Annotated in this window: 13 protein-coding genes; 10 read left to right on the forward strand and 3 right to left on the reverse strand. The window is 61.8% G+C overall.

Annotated elements, in window-relative coordinates:
• Nucleotides 1–70: 70 nt before the first annotated feature.
• Complete coding sequence (locus ELH03_RS16840) at nucleotides 71–838, forward strand: TIM barrel protein (RefSeq protein WP_130766529.1); 768 nt, start codon at nucleotides 71–73, stop codon at nucleotides 836–838.
• On the opposite strand, the gene ELH03_RS16845 is transcribed toward ELH03_RS16840, so the two are convergent.
• The gene (locus tag ELH03_RS16845; RefSeq protein WP_128400570.1) at nucleotides 835–1,854 is read right to left on the reverse strand and encodes a LacI family DNA-binding transcriptional regulator; all 1,020 of its coding nucleotides are present in this window, start codon (nucleotides 1,852–1,854) and stop codon (nucleotides 835–837) included. The two genes, ELH03_RS16840 and ELH03_RS16845, sit on opposite strands and share 4 nt — an antisense overlap.
• Nucleotides 1,855–2,035: 181 nt before the next feature.
• Here ELH03_RS16845 and ELH03_RS16850 point away from each other — a divergent pair, with 181 nt between their 5' ends.
• The 8 genes from ELH03_RS16850 (at nucleotide 2,036) to ELH03_RS16885 (ending at nucleotide 14,058) form a co-directional block, all read left to right on the forward strand.
• Nucleotides 2,036–3,961 carry an ABC transporter substrate-binding protein gene (locus ELH03_RS16850; RefSeq protein ID WP_130806701.1) on the forward strand — a complete coding sequence of 642 codons (1,926 nt, stop codon included), beginning with the start codon at nucleotides 2,036–2,038 and terminating at the stop codon, nucleotides 3,959–3,961.
• An 88-nt stretch (nucleotides 3,962–4,049) separates the two neighbouring features.
• Entirely contained in the window at nucleotides 4,050–6,158 is a 2,109-nt protein-coding gene (locus tag ELH03_RS16855; RefSeq protein WP_130766531.1) for a family 10 glycosylhydrolase, read from the forward strand.
• A 104-nt stretch (nucleotides 6,159–6,262) separates the two neighbouring features.
• Nucleotides 6,263–7,249: an ABC transporter permease gene (locus ELH03_RS16860; RefSeq protein WP_128400573.1), complete on the forward strand. Its 987-nt coding sequence runs from the start codon at nucleotides 6,263–6,265 to the stop codon at nucleotides 7,247–7,249.
• Nucleotides 7,250–7,259: 10 nt separating this feature from the next.
• A complete protein-coding gene (locus tag ELH03_RS16865) occupies nucleotides 7,260–8,450 on the forward strand; it encodes an ABC transporter permease (protein ID WP_128400574.1) in 1,191 nt (396 codons plus the stop codon).
• Nucleotides 8,451–8,460: 10 nt separating this feature from the next.
• Entirely contained in the window at nucleotides 8,461–10,170 is a 1,710-nt protein-coding gene (locus tag ELH03_RS16870; RefSeq protein WP_130766532.1) for an ABC transporter ATP-binding protein, read from the forward strand.
• 10 nt (nucleotides 10,171–10,180) lie between these two features.
• On the forward strand, nucleotides 10,181–10,975 hold the full coding sequence (otnI, locus tag ELH03_RS16875; RefSeq protein WP_128400576.1) for a 2-oxo-tetronate isomerase: 795 nt from the start codon (nucleotides 10,181–10,183) through the stop codon (nucleotides 10,973–10,975).
• A complete protein-coding gene (locus ELH03_RS16880; protein ID WP_128400577.1) occupies nucleotides 10,972–11,847 on the forward strand; it encodes a 2-hydroxy-3-oxopropionate reductase in 876 nt (291 codons plus the stop codon). The genes otnI and ELH03_RS16880 overlap by 4 nt, the downstream gene beginning before the upstream one ends.
• A gap of 108 nt (nucleotides 11,848–11,955) precedes the next feature.
• Entirely contained in the window at nucleotides 11,956–14,058 is a 2,103-nt protein-coding gene (locus ELH03_RS16885; protein WP_130766533.1) for a beta-galactosidase, read from the forward strand.
• A 115-nt stretch (nucleotides 14,059–14,173) separates the two neighbouring features.
• Here ELH03_RS16885 and ELH03_RS16890 read toward each other — a convergent pair whose 3' ends face one another.
• Nucleotides 14,174–14,716 (reverse strand): carboxymuconolactone decarboxylase family protein, encoded by a 543-nt coding sequence (locus tag ELH03_RS16890; protein WP_128400579.1) that lies wholly within the window; start codon nucleotides 14,714–14,716, stop codon nucleotides 14,174–14,176.
• A gap of 130 nt (nucleotides 14,717–14,846) precedes the next feature.
• Between ELH03_RS16890 and ELH03_RS16895 the strand changes: the two genes are divergently transcribed.
• Nucleotides 14,847–15,320, forward strand: coding sequence for a cupin domain-containing protein (locus tag ELH03_RS16895; RefSeq protein ID WP_027683319.1), 474 nt, complete (start codon nucleotides 14,847–14,849; stop codon nucleotides 15,318–15,320).
• Nucleotides 15,321–15,387: 67 nt separating this feature from the next.
• Here ELH03_RS16895 and ELH03_RS16900 read toward each other — a convergent pair whose 3' ends face one another.
• A complete protein-coding gene (locus tag ELH03_RS16900; RefSeq protein WP_128400580.1) occupies nucleotides 15,388–16,497 on the reverse strand; it encodes a sn-glycerol-3-phosphate import ATP-binding protein UgpC in 1,110 nt (369 codons plus the stop codon).
• Nucleotides 16,498–16,507: the final 10 nt, after the last annotated feature.

A 16,507-nucleotide genomic window follows, 5' to 3' on the forward strand; every position in this document is an offset into this window, starting at 1 on the left:
GCGCCTGAACGCCTCTTGCGGCAGGCTCCGATCTGTCGCATGCCTGCATCAACACATGGGAGGAGTTTTCATGCGACGTTATTCAGCCTGCATAGAGTGGCTGTTTGCCGAAGAAGGCGACAGCTTTCCAGATCGCATCCGCTGCGCCCATGCGGCCGGCCTGACAGCGATCGAATTCTGGCGCTGGACCGACAAGGATCTGGACGCGATCGAGGCGGCGCTGAAGGAAACCGGCCTTGCCGTCACCAGCCTCGTCGCCGAACCGATGATCGCGCTGACCGACGCTGCCAACCGGCAGGCCTGGCTGAAAGGTCTTGCCGAATCCATCACCGTCGCGAAACGTCTCGGCGCGCCGGTGTTGATCGCCCAGGCCGGCAACGATCTCCCGGGCCTGACCCGCGAGGAACAGCGGCAAGCGATGACCGAAACGCTGAAAGCCGGCGCCGATATCCTCAAAGGCAGCGGTGTGCGTCTCGGCGTCGAGCCGCTCAATATCCGCATCGACCATGTCGGCTACTTCCTCGATTCGACCCGGGAAGGCCTCGACATCATCGATGATGTCGCCCGCCCCGAGATCGGCATCGTCTACGACATCTACCATTCCGCCGTGATGGACGAGCGCACCGAAGACGTGCTTGGCGGTCGCCTCGACCGCGTCATCCATGTCCATGTCGCCGATCATCCCGGCCGCAACGAACCGGGCTCAGGCAGCATCGACCTTGCCCACCGCCTCGGCTGGATCTTCGCTAATGGCTATAACGGTGCAGTCGGTCTGGAATACCGGCCGACAAAGCGGGGTGCGGACGCCGTCAAGGCAGCGATCGCTTCGTTTGGCTAGGCTTCGGCAACGTCGAGGCTCACTACCACCTTGCAGGGGCCGGCCGAGCGACGTTCGATGATGCGCGAGGCGATCATGATGCGCCGCGCCGGCATGCCCGGCAGGCGTGGATTCTCGATGCGTTCAAGCAGCAGCCGTAGACCGACGGCGCCACACTCCTGCCCCTCCATGCGCACCGTCGTCAGCGCCGGCGAGATCTGCGTCGCCGGCGAGAAATCGCCGAAACCGACGACCGAGACGTCGTCGGGAATGCGGTATCCCTGACCAAGCAGTTCGGACACCACGGTCAACGCCAGCCCATCATGGGCACAGAAGAAGGCCGTTGGCAGGATGCCTCTTTGCTTCAGCGCCTGGTAGGCCGTTGCGAAGCCGTTCTGCTCGTCGAACTGCATAACGTGCAGGGTAACATCGGAATAACGTTCGGCGATTTCGCGGGCACCGTAATAGCGCTCCTGCCGCCCCCGAAAGCCCGGCGTGCCATAGACATAAACGATCGAGCGATGGCCGAGACCGACCAGATATTCGATCACCGCCTGCCCCGCCTCATGATCCGTACCCGTCACCTGGTCGGCCTGCTCCAGCGGATCGACCCAGCCAAAACGTACGATCGGAACGCCCGTGGCACTCGCCGCCGCCACTGCCTCGCGGTCATGGGGGCCGACGAGGATCAGTCCGTCACAGGCGCGTGCCAGTTCTTCCAGCTGCCCCTGATTATGGGTCCAGCGGAGGCGTAGCGTCATGCCCAGCCGGTGCGCCTCGCGCTGCACGCCGTTCTGAACCTGCATATAAAGCTCGCTATTGACGGCATCCAGGTCGTGAAAGACCACGGCGACCTCGCCTGCAGCACCCTGCCCGGCTGGCCTCGTATAGCCGAGGCGCTGCGCCGTCTCGCGGATCAGCGCGCGCGTTTCCTCGCTGACGCCGCTCTTACCTGCAAGCGAGCGCGACACCGCATATTTCGAGAGGCCGACCTCCCGCGCGATCGTCTGCAATGTAACCCGGCCTCTGCTTCCCACGTGGCACCCCTACATTCGATTGATGGGACGCTGGCTATATCAACCGCATACCAAAAGCAAATTTTCGCACTAACGAAAACATAACGCTTTACCTAACAATATCCAAATGTAATCTTTCCTTCATCCCAAGCCCAATAGCAAAATAATGAATAAGGGCACGGATTTTTGGAGGATAACCCCTATGATCAAGCTGAAACGACGTGCGTTTCTGGCCGGGACATCGGCCGCATTCATCTTGCCGGCGCTGCCGGTTTTCACCGCGGACTTCAAGGAAGCGGATATCCTGAAAACGAAGGTGTCGAGCGGCGCCCTGCCGGCCCTGAAGGACCGGCTTCCCGAAAATCCGCTCATCGTCAAACCCGTCGAAAGCGTCGGCAAATACGGTGGCGACTGGAACATGGCGCTGGTCGGCGGCGGCTCGCTGTCGATGCTGTTCCGCTACCAGGCCTATGAGCCACTGCTGCGCTATACGCCCGACTGGTCCGGCGTGACGCTGAATGTCGCCGAGGCCTTTGACAGCGATGCCGATTCCAAGGTCTATACGATCCGCCTGCGCAAGGGCATGAAATGGTCGGACGGCCAACCCTATACGACAGCCGACGTCAAGTTCTGGTACGATACCGTCCTCACCGACAAGCGCGTCGCCGTCACCGGCCAGGGTCATTGGAAGTCGGGCGGCAAGCCGGCTAAGCTCGATATCGTCGACGAACAGACCTTCAAGGTCACCTTTGACAAGCCGAACGGCATGTTCCCATTGCAGGTCGCCTGGGCCAATAGCGACCACACGACGCGATGCCCGAAGCATTATCTCGAGCAATTCCATATCGATTACAATCCGAAGGCGGACGAGCTAGCCAAGGAACGCGGCTTCGAGAGCTGGATCGTAGCCTTCCAGGCTGCCTCCGGCTTCCAGGATGACAATGCTTTCTTCCTCAACTCGTCGAAGAAGCCCTGCCTCCATGCCTGGATGTTTACCGTCGCACCCGGCGAAAACACTGAGCGGGCGATTGCCGAGCGGAATCCCTATTATTGGAAGGTCGATACCGAGGGCAATCAGCTCCCCTATATGGATCGCATCGTCTACCAGATGGTCGCCGATCCGCAGGTTCTGCTGCTGAAGACCATGCAGGGCGAAGTCGACCTGATGGATCAGTACATCGCAACGCCGAACAATAAGTCGGTGCTCTACGATGCGCGTGAGCAGGGCGGTTATGATTTCTATACGCTGACTTCCACCGAAGCCAATGTGATGAATTTCATCTTCAACCTGAACCACAATGACGAGACCAAGCGCAAGCTCTTCCGCAACAAGGACTTCCGTGCTGCATTGTCGACGGCACTCGACCGCCAGGCGCTCATCGATGCCGTTCTCGTCGGCCAGGGCGCACCGGCCCAGCCGTCGATCAAGAAGGAAGATCCGCTCTATAACGAGCAGCTTGCCACCCAGTTCACGGCCTACGACGTCGACAAGGCCAACGCCATGCTCGACCAGCTCTTGCCGAAGCGCGACGACCAGAATTTCCGTCTGGACGAGAAGGGTCGCCGCTTGACGATTATTTTCGAGGTCGACCAGGCCCGCGCCATCTTCCTCGATCTCTTTCAGCTTGTCATTCCGATGTTCCAGGCTGTCGGCATCGATGCGCAGATGCGCAGCATGGATCGCTCGCTCTGGGAAACCCGCGTCCGCCAGGGCCGCGATTTCGATGCGACCGCGCACCAGTTCGGCGCCAATGGCGGCATCGCCGCGATGCTCGATCCGCGCTACTACGTGCCGACCGACTCGAATGCGATGTATGCCCCGGCCTGGCAGCTCTGGTATCTCGATCCCAAGAATGCCAACGCCGAGGAACCGCCGGAAGAAACCAAGAAGCAGCTCGCCCTTTACGATAAGCTGAAGGCCACCTCGGACGCAGCAGGCCAGCGCGAGATCATGAAAGAACTGCTGCAGGGTGCTGCCGACAACTTCTACGTCTTCGGCATTTCGCAGCCACCGGATGGCTACGGCATCGTCAAGAACAACATGAAGAACATCACGAAGACCATGCCGAACTCCTTCGGCTGGCCGACGCCCGCTCCAACCATGCCGGAGCAGTTCTACAAGGCCTGAAAGGCTCAGGACACATGACGCACGTCAGGCGCCGGCCGCAATCGCCGGCGCCGAGGCTACCCCTTTGCCCAATGAACGGATGACCGCCATGCTCGACGCCAGGAACCAGAATATCGATACGCTGCGCACGCCCGAATGGTTCAAGACCGCCACGCGCTGGACCCAGCTCACCTTCGTCGAGGACGATCCGGAGAAATACGATCCGGCCTTCTGGATCGACGTGTTCAAACGCACCAAATCAAACGCGGTCTGCCTCAGCGCCGGCGGCTACATTGCCTATTATCCGAGCGAGGTGCCTTACCACTATGTCAGCAAGTATCTCGGCGACAAGGATATCTTCGGCGCGCTCGTCGATGCCGCCCGCAAGCTCGACATGCATGTCATGGCCCGAGTCGACCCGCACGCCATTCACGACGATGCCGCCAAAGCCCATCCCGAATGGGTGATGATCAATGCCGACGGCACGCCGCGCCGTCACTGGGCCTATCCCGATGTCTGGGTGACCAATGCCTATGGCGACTACAACACCGTCTTCATGCCGGAGGTGGTCAAGGAGATCGTCCGCAAATACGATATCGACGCGGTCTTCGCCAATCGCTGGCAGGGCCATGGCGTCGATTACAGCGAAGACAGCGCTCGTCGCTTCAAGGACATGTCCGGCCACGCACTGCCGGCGAAGCCCGATGCCGAAGATCCCGCCTGGCAGGCCTGGGTACAGTGGCGCCGCCGCGTGCTGACCGACATGATCGCGCAATGGGACGATGCCGTCAAAGCGATCCGTCCGCATGCGAGCTTCATTCCGAACATGGGCGGCGCTTCGCTGATGGAATTCGATCTCTCGGTCATCGCCAGGCACTGCCCCTTCCTCGTCGTCGACCATCAGGGTCGCAAGGGCCTGGAGCTCGGCTGGTCGGCTGGGCGCAACGGCAAGCGCATCCGCGCCACCTTCCCCGACCGCCCGGTCGTGCTGATCACCTCGATCGGTCCGGAGGAGGAATATCGCTGGAAGGATGCCGTCACTTCGGGTGAGGAGATGCAGCTCTGGATCAATGATGGCACCGCCCACGGCCTCTATGCCTGGTTCACCAAATTCAACGGCGTCGTGCCGGACAAACGCTGGGTCGAGCCGGTGGCCGACGCATTCAGCCTGCAAGCGGCCGTCGAGCCGGTGCTGGAAAGCATGAAGCCGACCGCTGAAATCGCCGTCATCGATCCGTCGACGACCTTGCGCCATTGGGCGCCGGAAGAGCGGCACTCCGCCGAAAAGCACGATCTCGGTCTCTACCACGCCCTCGTCGAAGCCCGCCTGCCCTTCGAGCTGCTTTCGGACCAGGTGCTGACCGAAGAGAGCCTCGATCGGTTCAAGCTCATCATCCTTGCCAACGCCTCCTGCCTTTCGGATGCGCAGAACGCAGCAATCCGCGCCTATGTCGATCGCGGCGGCAGCGTGATTGCCTCATACGAGACATCGCTGCGCGACGAGTTCGGTACGAAGCGTCCCGACTTCGGCCTGGCCGACGTGCTTGGCGCCAGATACGTCTCCGGCCCGCGCGGCATCGTCAAGAACACCTATGTCGCCCTTTCCGGCGATCACCCGATCAATCGGGGTTTCGACGGCGCCGAACGCATCATGGGCGGCACCCGCCTGATTCATGCCGAACCGTCGGCCGATGCGAAGACGCCCTTCCTCTACATCCCCGATTTTCCCGATCTGCCGATGGAAGAGGTTTATCCGCGCGAGGCCCCGGAAGGTGCTGCCGTCATCGCCCGCGAAACCGGCAAGGGTGGCCGCACGGTCTATATTCCCTGGAATATCGGCGAGATCTTCTGGGAGGTCTTTGCCGTCGATCACGCGCGGCTCATCGCCAACGCCGTCCATTGGGCACTCGGCAAGACGCCGCGCGTCACAGTCAACGGCAAGGGCGTCATCGATCTGGCGCTGCGCGAAAACAGTGAGGGCCTGGCGCTCAGCCTCTTCAACCTCACCAACCCGATGATGATGAAAGGCCCGATCCGCGACAATTACCCTTTGGCAGCGCAGACCATTTCGGTGGAGATTCCCCAAGGCAAGTCGATCGCGAAGGCGTGGCTGGTCGTTGCCGACCGCGCCGCAAGCTTCAGCTTCGGAAATGGCCGCGCGCAGGTGGAGGTGCCTGGCGTCGATCGGCTGGAGGTCCTGCATCTCACTTGGAAATGAGGTGACACGCGACGGAGGAGCGCTTTCGGCTCGGAGGGCCGAAAGCGGATGAAGATCCGGGGGAAGCGCGTCACAGCGTTCCCGACGGGAGGAGAAATATTCCGATGCTTGGTTATATCTTCAAGCGCGTGCTTTACATGATCCCGACCCTGTTCGGCATGTCGCTGATCTCGTTCCTGATCATCCAGCTACCGCCAGGTGACTATCTGACGTCGATGATCGCCACCATGAGCGACAGCGGCCAGACCGTCGATCCTGCGCAGATCGAGCGGCTGAAGGAAATCTACGGTTTCGACGACCCCTTCTACATCCAGTATCTGAAATGGATCTGGGGCATCGTCAGCCGCGGCGACTTCGGCTACTCCTTCGAATGGGGCCAGCCGGTCTCCGGGCTGATCTGGGCCCGCATGGGCTCGACGCTGGTAATCTCGCTCTTGAGCCTGCTTTTCGTCTGGATCGTCGCTTTGCCGATCGGCATCTACTCGGCCGTGCGCCGCCACTCCGTCGGCGATCATGTCTTCACCTTCCTCGGCTTCATCGGCCTAGCGGTGCCGAATTTCATCCTGGCGCTGACGCTGATGTACATCGCCTATAAATATCTCGGCCAGAGCGTCGGCGGGCTGATCTCGCCGGAATATGCCGAGGCACCCTGGAGCCTCGCCAAGGTCGGCGATTTCCTCACTCATCTCTGGATCCCGATCATCATCATTGGTGCATCCGGAACGGCAGCGATGATCCGCATCCTGCGCGCCAACCTGACCGACGAACTGCACAAGCCCTATGTCGTCACCGCCCGCGCCAAGGGCCTGCCGGAATACAAGGTCATCCTCAAATATCCGGTCAGAATCGCGCTCAATCCCTTCGTCTCGGCGATCGGCTGGGTGCTGCCGCATCTCGTCTCCGGCGTCACCATCACCGCCATCGTGCTGAACCTGCCGACCGCCGGCCCGCTGCTTTTCCGCGCGCTGATCTCGCAGGACATGTATCTCGCCGGCAGCTTCATCCTGCTTTTGAGCGCGCTCACCCTCGTCGGCATGCTGCTGTCGGATCTGCTGCTGGCGCTGCTCGATCCGCGCATCCGGTTCAATTGAGGGGAATGCGATGAGCACGCACGAAACCTTCGGAAACCACGCCGGTCCGCTTCACACTGTTGCCGATGGCCCCTCGATCAGCCCGCTGAAACAGGGCAAGACCGTCTCGACCGCCGCGATCGGCCCCTGGCGGCTGGTCGCCGGCAAACTGATCCGCCAGAAGGTGGCGATGGCGGCCGGCGCCATCATCCTCTTCCTCTATCTGGTCGGCCTCTTCGCTGAATTCCTGGCGCCCGCTTTGCCGATGACCTCTCGGCCGCAATATACCTATGCCCCGCCGCAGGGCTTCAGCTTCTTCGTCGAAAAGCCGGACGGCAGCTCGGAGTTCAATTTCCACGTGAGGGGCTACAAGGTCGAGATCGACAAGGTGGCGCTGCGCCGCACCTTCGTCGTCGACGACACCAAGGTTGTCCCGATCGGCTTCTTCGTCAAAGGCGCGGCCTACGATCTCTGGGGCCTGATCCCGATGAACCGGCACCTGATCGGCCCCCTCAACCAGAACGACCCAATGTATCTGCTTGGCGCCGATCGGCTCGGCCGCGACGTCTTCTCGCGCCTCGTCTATGGCACCCGCGTATCCATGTCGATCGGCCTCGTCGGCGTCGCCATGTCGCTGATCCTGGGCGTCGTTCTCGGCTCGATCTCCGGCTTCTATGGCGGCTGGGTGGATACGCTGATCCAGCGCGTCATCGAGGTCGTCAGCGCCATGCCGACCATCCCGCTGTGGCTCGGCCTGGCGGCGGCGATCCCGCTGACATGGTCGCCGGTCAATGTCTATTTCGTCATAACGATCATCGTCTCGCTGCTCGGCTGGACCAGCCTGGCGCGCGAGGTGCGCGGCCGGTTCCTGGCGCTGCGCAGTGAGGATTTCGTCGTTGCCGCCCGGCTTGACGGATCGAGCGAGGCGCGGCTGATCTTCCGCCATATCCTGCCGTCACTGACCAGCCACATCCTTGCGGTCGTGACACTTGCCGTACCGACCATGATCGTCGCCGAGACCTCGCTTTCCTTCCTCGGCATCGGTCTCAAGCCGCCGGTCGTCAGCTGGGGCGTGCTGCTGCAGGACGCCCAGAACATCCGCACGGTCGCCACCGCGCCGTGGCTCCTGATCTGGCCGTCGCTCGCGGTCGTGGTCGCCGTCCTGTCCTTTAATTTCTTCGGCGACGGCCTGCGCGATGCCGCCGACCCCTATGACAATTGAGGAGGAAACCATGACCGATCTTTCAGAAGACGTCGTTCTCTCCGTCGAAAACCTCTCGATCGATTTCAGGCTGCGCACCCACATCCTGCACGCCGTCGAAAATGTCAGCTTCGAGCTGAAGCGCGGTGAGACGCTCTGCCTCGTCGGCGAAAGCGGCTCCGGTAAAAGCGTCACCGCCCGTTCGCTGCTGCAGATCGTCGACAGCCCCGGCAGCATCGTTTCCGGCCGCATCCTGCTCAACAACGGCGACGGGATCACCGATATCGCCGCGCTGAAACCGTCGGATCGGGCGATGCGCGCCATCCGCGGCCGTCGCATCGGCCTGATCTTCCAGGAGCCGATGAGTTCGCTGTCGCCGGTCCACACCATCGGCTCGCAGATCATCGAGGCCGTGCGCCTGCACAGCAATCTCGACCAGCGCGCCGCCCGCAAAAGGACTGTCGAGCTACTGCGCCAGGTCGAAATTCCGAACCCGGACAAGATGGTCGACCGCTACACCTTCGAATTCTCCGGCGGCATGCGCCAGCGCGTAATGATCGCCATGGCGCTTGCCGGCAATCCCGATATTCTCATCGCCGACGAGCCGACCACGGCGCTCGACGTCACCACCCAGGCCGAAATCCTCGACCTCATCAAGCGGTTGCAGGTCGAACGCGGCATGGCCATGCTGCTCATCACTCATGACATGGGGATCGTCGCCGAAGTGGCCGATGATGTCGCCGTGATGCGCTTCGGCCGCATCGTCGAGCGCGGCCCGGTCGATGCGATCTACCATGCCGCCGAGCATCCCTATACCCGCCAACTGCTCGCCTCGACGGTCAAGCTGACCCATCATGTCGAAGGCAGGCTGCCCGCCGTGGCGCTATCGCCGGAGGCGCCGCAGCCGATCCTGTCCGTCCGCAACCTCGGCAAGATCTATGGCTGGCACGGTAAGACCAACACGCTGCGCGCCGTCGATGACGCCAGCTTCGATCTCTATCCCGGCGAAAACCTCGGCATCGTCGGCGAAAGCGGTTCCGGCAAGACGACGCTCGGCCGGCTCATCCTGCGCACCGTCGAGCCGACATCGGGCAGCATCAGCTATCGCGGCAGGGACGGTGGCGAGATCGACGTCACCAAGCTGACGAAACGCGAGCTCCGCACCTTCCACCGCGAAGTCCGTCTCGTCTTCCAGGATCCTTTCGCGTCGCTCAATCCGCGCATGACCGTCAAGGAGGTGATCGGCGATCCGCTTGTTGTCAACGGGCTGGCCAAGGGCAAGGCGCTGGAGGACCGCGTCGCCGAGCTAATGCGCCTGGTCGGCCTCGACCCAATGGGCATGGAGCGTTATCCGCATGCCTTCTCCGGCGGCCAGCGCCAGCGCATCGGCATTGCCCGCGCCCTCGCTCTCGACCCGCGCATCATCATCGCCGACGAGGCGACGTCGGCGCTCGACGTCTCGATCCGCAGCCAGATCCTTGATCTGCTGCTCGATATCCGTCAGCGGCTGAACTTGAGCTTCATCTTCATCTCGCACGACATTTCGGTGGTGCGTTATTTCTGCGATCGTGTCGCCGTCATGCATCGCGGCAAAATCGTTGAACTCGGCGAGGCCGAGCAGATCTGCACCGCTCCCGAGGAGGCCTATACCAAGAGCCTCATATCAGCCGTTCCCAATCCCGACCCCCGCTACAAGCGTATGCTGCACCGGCATCGTTTCGTTGCGCCCGCCAATATCTAAGGACGATCCCGTGCCTAAATTCTCTGCCAATCTTTCCTTTCTCTATCAGGACCTGCCCTTTCTCGACCGCTTTGCGACGGCTGCAAGGGACGGCTTCGGCGCGCTCGAATATCTCGGCCCCTATGCCGAGCCGAAGGAGAAGGTCGCCGAGGCGCTGAAGGCGAGCGGCCTGAAACAGGCGCTCTTCAACGTGCCCTCTGGCGACTGGGCCGGCGGCGAGCGTGGCATCGCCTGCCTGCCGGACCGAGTAGAGGAATTCCGTAATGGTGTGGCGCAGGCGCTCGATTATGCCAAGGCGCTCGATTGCCGGCAGGTAAACGTCATTTCCGGCCTGGTGCCGAAGGCTGCGGACCTTCAAACGCTGGAAAATGTGCTGGTCGACAATCTGAAATATGCAGCAAAGCGCTGTGCTGACGCCGGCGTCAGGCTGCTGCTTGAGCCAATCAATCTGCGCGATATCACGGGCTTCTTCCTGTCGACGACCACTCATGCCGAACGCATCCTCGACCGGGTCGGCTCCGACAATCTCTATCTCCAGTATGATTTCTACCACATGCAGATCATGCAGGGCGATCTGATCCCGACCTTCGTCAGACTGAAGGAGAAGATCGCCCATGTGCAAATCGCCGACAATCCCGGCCGGGGCGAACCCGGCACCGGCGAGATCAATTACGGCTTCATCCTCTCCGAGCTCGACCGCCTCGGCTACGATGGCTGGGTGGGCTGCGAATACAAGCCGAAATCAGGCACCAGCGAAGGCCTCGGCTGGATGAAACCCTACCTGAAGTCAGCGAGGACAGCATGAACATTGGATTTATCGGACTGGGCGTCATGGGCCGCCCGATGGCGGAACACCTGATCGATACCGGCCACACGCTGCATCTGAGCCGGGTGAAGGAAGCCTCGCAGCATCTTGTTGACAAGGGCGGCAAAGCCGCCGCCAGCGCCAGGGCGGTGGCGCAAGCCTCCGACATCGTCATCCTGATGCTGCCGGATACATCGGATGTCGAGGCGGTGCTCTTCGGCGAAGACGGCGTCGCCTCCGGCCTTTCCCAGGGCAAGCTGGTCATCGACATGAGTTCGATCTCGCCGGTGGCGACAAAGACCTTCGCCAAACGCATCGAAGCGCTTGGCTGCGATTATCTCGATGCTCCGGTCTCCGGCGGCGAGGTCGGCGCCAAGGCAGCCTCGCTGACGATCATGGTCGGCGGCAAGGAGCAGGTTTTCGAACGCGCCAGGCCGCTCTTCGAGAAGATGGGCAAGAATATCACCCATGTCGGCGGCAGCGGCGACGGCCAGACGGCGAAGGTCGCCAACCAGATCATTGTCGGGCTGACGATCGAGGCAGTTGCCGAAGCGTTGCTGTTTGCCAAGCGTGCCGGCGCCGATCCGGCGAAGGTGCGCGCAGCACTCATGGGCGGCTTTGCTTCATCGCGCATCCTCGAAGTGCATGGCGAGCGCATGGTCAAGGAGACCTTCGAGCCCGGCTTCCGCATCCGCCTGCACCGCAAGGACATGACGCTTGCCGTCGATGCCGCCCGCGCACTCGATCTGTCACTGCCGAATACAGCCGCCACGCAGCAGTTGATGAATGCCGCGATCGCCAATGGCGACGGCGAACGTGACCATTCCGCCCTCATCCGCACCCTGGAACTCCTCGCCGGAGGACCGCGCTAGATCAACGCTTTTTAGAATAGCCGGACGACATCTTCGATTGCCGACTGCCGGAGCCTTCTTTCCGGACGGCGAAGCCATGTCCGGACATCGATAGAGAAGGACAGGAAAATGCTCAACAAAGATATCCAACTGCCCTACGGCGCCGTCTATTTCCGCAAGTCGAATCCGCCCCGCGAGGATTGGGAACGCGACTACGCCACAGCTGGGCAAGACGGCCTCAACATCTTCCGCCACTGGTTCATGTGGAGCGCGATCGAAACCGCCCCCGGCGTCTACGATTGGGAGGAATATGACCGTCAGATGGACCTTGCCGCCGCAAACGGCATCAAGACGGTTATCGCCGAATTGATCCATGCCGTGCCGGACTGGGCAGTGCGCAAATATGCTCATGCGCTGCAGGTCAATGCCGACGGCACCAAACTCGGTTCCTATATGGGCGTCTCGTCTGCAACCGGCGGCTTTTCCAACAATGGCGGCGGCGCCGGCGCCCTGACGCTGAACTGCCCCGAAGTGAAGGAAGCAGCGGGCAAGTTCCTGACCGCGCTCGCCACCCGCTATAAGGATCATCCGGCGATCTATGGCTATGACGTCTGGAACGAGTGCAACTATTCCGCCGATGTCGATTACAGCCCCTATGCCAAATCAGCCTTTCGCAAATGGCTGGAGAAGAAGTACGGCAGCCTGAAGGTCCTGGCGAAAGCCTGGTACCGCTACAGCTATGCCGAATGGGACGATATCGAGCCGCCGGTGCACATGGCGCCCTATCCTGAATGCATCGACTGGCTGCAGTTCAAGCGCGACAATTTCTACGACCAGATGCAGTGGCGCATCGACACGATCCGCGCCGTCGACCAGAAGAACACCATCGTTGCCCACGGCATATCCGGTGCGATTCCGAACATGGCGGCCAACGGCTGCGACGACTGGCTCGCCGCCTCCAAGGTCGAGGTCTATGGCTTCACCTGGATCCAGGCCCGCAAGGGGTCGGAAGCCTGGAAGAACTGGTATGGCGTCGACATCAACCGTGCCGCCGCCCGCGGCAAGCCGTTCTGGCATGCCGAACGCCAGGGTGGCCCGCTCTGGCTGCAGCCGCAGGTGATCGGTCGCGACAAGGAAGACGGCCGCGTCGCCGAGCCCGAGGATATCCGACTCTGGAGTATGACCTCGCTGGCCGGCGGCGCCCGCGGCGTGATCAATCTGCGCTGGCGCCCGCTGCTCGATGGTCCACTCTTCGGCGCTTTCGGCTCCTACGGCATGGACGGCTCGCGCACGCCGCGCTCCGACATGGCAAGCACCATGGCGAAATGGGCCAACGACAAGTCACAGGCCGCTCTCTGGGAGGCAAAGCCAGTGCGCGGCGAAGTCGGCATCCTCGTCGTGCGCGAAACCCAGGAATTCGATTACCTCCTGAACAACGACCGCAAGGAGAAACCCTATCCCGAAGCCATGTGGGGGGCCTATCGGGCCTTCCTCGAAAATGGCGTGCAGCCGGACTGGGTGCATATCGACGATATCGAGGCCTATGATTTCCTCTATTTCCCCTACCCGATCATGTTCACCGCTGAACAGGCAAAACGATTGAAAGCCTGGGTCGAAAACGGCGGCACGTTGATCGCCGAAGCATGCCCCGGCTACTTCGGCGACCGTGGCCATGTCGGCACCGTGCAGCCGAACATGGGCCTCGACGAGGTCTTCGGCGCGCGCGAGGAGGATGTTGAATTCATGCCAGACATCGGCGACCGAACCCATTTCGATCTCGACGGCGCGCCGGTCGACGGCGGCGGTTTCCTGCAGTCCTATCGCCTGGCGGGCGGGACCGGACGCGGCCATTTCACCGACGGCCGTCTTGCCGTCGTCGAAAACGCCTATGGCAGGGGCCGCACGCTGCTGATCGGCACCAATCCCTCCGTTGCCTATTACCGCACGCGGGGAAAGGCGAACGGCCCATTCTTCGCCGAATTGCTGACATGGAGTGGAAAGAAGCGCCATGTGACGCTATCGAACACCACCCTTTTTGCCCGGATCCACGAGGGGGAAAAAGGCAGCTTCCTCTGGCTCGTCAATCCGACGAGAACGGCGCAGAAGGCCGAGGTAACGCTCGCCCGAGGGACGCTTGCACAAAGTCAGGCCGTCTGGCCGATCGGCCATATCGGCAATAGTGGCATCGAGGTGCCGCCGCGCGACGTGCTGATCTTGCCGCTCGATGCCTAGAACAGGACGATTTTAGGCCCGATCGGCCTAAAATCTGAATCCTGTTCTAAATTAAATAGTTAGAGCATGATGTCGTCCGAAAACCGCTTACACTTTTCGGCATCATGCTCTGAAATCAGAATCCGGATGAACTGGCGCCTTCGGCGAAGGCTTCAAGCTCGGGATCGAAATCGACGTCGACGACATTGTTGAAGACGGCGGTGGCCAGCATGATGCCGGCGAAGGCGACGAGATCGACGAGCACCTTGGTCTCGTAGCGCTGTTTCAGCTTTGCCCAGAGTTCAGCGGGAACGGCGTTGGAATCGGCGACGATCGCCTTGCCGAAGGCGTCGAGCAGCACTTCCTCTTCGGAAAGCTCCAGCGCATCGGGATTAAAGCCCTTGTTGATCAGCGCCCGGCGAAAGAAGGTGATGGCGATCTTCGATCTGGCTGCCTTGGAGATCGCATGCGAGAAGATCCAGATCGCCCGGTCGCTGACGGCAGGATCGAGTTCGGCGCGCAGTGTGAACCATTCGGCATAGATGCGATGGGCGGCCGGCGAATGCAGCAGCGTCCGCTTCATGTTGGTCATGCGCCCGCGCAACCTGACTTCCTCGTCATGCGCCGCACGAACCTCTTCCGAAGCGGTATCGTAATCGATCTGCGGGAGGTGGCTCATCGGGTCCGTCCTTTCCTTGTGCACAGAAGCTATCGAGTGCAGAAGATATGTGCGGCAGCACAGCCGCAAATCCGCTTGGCCACCGCCCAGCTCGAGCCTAGACTGATCAAATCGAAGCTGGAGGCAAGGCATGAGCGACGACCACGAGCATCATCATGTCGACTGGCGGGAACACGGCGTCAAGGTCATTCCCGGCAATTCGCTCGATCCGAACACCGCGCAGACGCCGGGCATGAACCGCGCGACCGCGATCAATAACGCGCGCGCCGGCGCCGAGAAGATCTGGGCGGGAACGGTGACGATCCATGCCAATGCCAAGACTGGCGCCCATCATCACGGCGATCTCGAAAGCATCATCTACGTGGTCAAGGGCAAGGCCCGCATGCGCTGGGGCGAGCATCTGGAATATACCGCCGAGGCCGGCCCCGGCGACTTCATCTACGTTCCGCCCTATGTGCCGCATCAGGAGATCAACGCCAGCCGTGACGAGACGCTGGAATGCGTGCTCGTCCGCTCAGGCCAGGAACCGGTCGTCGTCAATCTCGACATCGAGCCGGTCGAAAAGCCGGAAGACGTCGCGTGGATCGACCCGATCCACCGTTAGAGCAATTTCCGCAAAGTGCGCAGACCCTACGCCGCCGAATGCTTTGCAAGAATTATCGTAGGCGCCCTCAAGCGTGAACGGCGTCTGCACCTGTCGTGACCGGGTTTTCGATGATCCGGCCGGTATCGGCAGCATAGAGGTGGATCTGGTCGTAATCGATCGCGATGCCGATCGGATCGCCCGACTTCACCTTCACTGCCTCAGTCAGCGCCACGGCAAAGGGCAGCCCATCGAAATCGGCGTGCACGACGCGGCTTGCGCCGAGCTCTTCGATGAAATCGGCCGTTGCGACCAGGGCGCCGGGCGCATCAGGGGCCACCAGCCGGGCGGCTTCGGCGCGCATGCCGAGTACGACGCGTTTGCCTTTCAGCGGTGCAGCGCGTTCGCGCGGCAGCGCGACCTTGCGGCTCTGATCGTAGACGAAAACGCCCTCGTCATTGATCGTGCCCTCGAGCAGGTTCATCGCCGGCGTGCCGACGAAGCCCGCGACGAAGCGCGAGACCGGATGATGATAGACCTCTTCCGGCGTGCCGACCTGCTCAACCCTGCCGCCGTTCATCACCACCAGCCGATCGGCCAGCGTCATCGCTTCGGTCTGGTCATGCGTGACGAAGATCGAAGTGGCGCCGAGGCGGCGGTGCAAGCGGCGGATTTCGGCGCGCATGGCGATGCGCAGCTTGGCGTCGAGGTTCGACAGCGGTTCGTCGAAGAGAAACACCTTCGGTTCGCGGATCATCGCGCGGCCCATGGCGACACGCTGGCGCTGACCGCCGGAAAGAGCGGCCGGCCGACGTTCGAGGAAGGGTTCGAGGCTGAGCGCCTTGGCGACCTCGCCGATGCGCCGGCTCCGCTCCGCCTTCGAGACTCCGGCCACCTTCAATGCGTAGCCGATATTCTCGGCAACGCTCATATGCGGATAAAGCGCATAGTTCTGGAACACCATGGCACAGCCGCGCTCGCGCGGTTCCAGCTGGTTGACGACGCGGCCGTCAATGGCGATTTCACCGCCAGTGATTTCCTCGAGGCCGGCGATCATGCGCAGCAGCGTGGACTTGCCGCAGCCGGACGGGCCGAGGATGACGATGAACTCGCCGGACTGGATGTCGAGATCGACGCCGTGAACGACGGGATTCTTGCCGTAGTTTTTCTTCACGCCACGAATAGAGATCGGTGCCAAGGGAATACTC

Origin of the sequence: Rhizobium beringeri (genome assembly GCF_004306515.1) — a bacterium.
Lineage (GTDB): Bacteria > Pseudomonadota > Alphaproteobacteria > Rhizobiales > Rhizobiaceae > Rhizobium > Rhizobium beringeri.

Coding starts and splice junctions, on each gene's coding strand:
- ELH03_RS16860 (WP_128400573.1), top strand. CDS start 6,263: ATGCTTGGTTATATCTTCAAGCGCGTGCTTTACATGATCCCGACCCTG.
- ELH03_RS16880 (WP_128400577.1), top strand. CDS start 10,972: ATGAACATTGGATTTATCGGACTGGGCGTCATGGGCCGCCCGATGGCG.
- ELH03_RS16865 (WP_128400574.1), top strand. CDS start 7,260: ATGAGCACGCACGAAACCTTCGGAAACCACGCCGGTCCGCTTCACACT.
- ELH03_RS16885 (WP_130766533.1), top strand. CDS start 11,956: ATGCTCAACAAAGATATCCAACTGCCCTACGGCGCCGTCTATTTCCGC.
- ELH03_RS16855 (WP_130766531.1), top strand. CDS start 4,050: ATGCTCGACGCCAGGAACCAGAATATCGATACGCTGCGCACGCCCGAA.
- ELH03_RS16840 (WP_130766529.1), top strand. CDS start 71: ATGCGACGTTATTCAGCCTGCATAGAGTGGCTGTTTGCCGAAGAAGGC.
- ELH03_RS16895 (WP_027683319.1), top strand. CDS start 14,847: ATGAGCGACGACCACGAGCATCATCATGTCGACTGGCGGGAACACGGC.
- ELH03_RS16890 (WP_128400579.1), bottom strand. CDS start 14,716: ATGAGCCACCTCCCGCAGATCGATTACGATACCGCTTCGGAAGAGGTT.
- ELH03_RS16870 (WP_130766532.1), top strand. CDS start 8,461: ATGACCGATCTTTCAGAAGACGTCGTTCTCTCCGTCGAAAACCTCTCG.
- ELH03_RS16850 (WP_130806701.1), top strand. CDS start 2,036: ATGATCAAGCTGAAACGACGTGCGTTTCTGGCCGGGACATCGGCCGCA.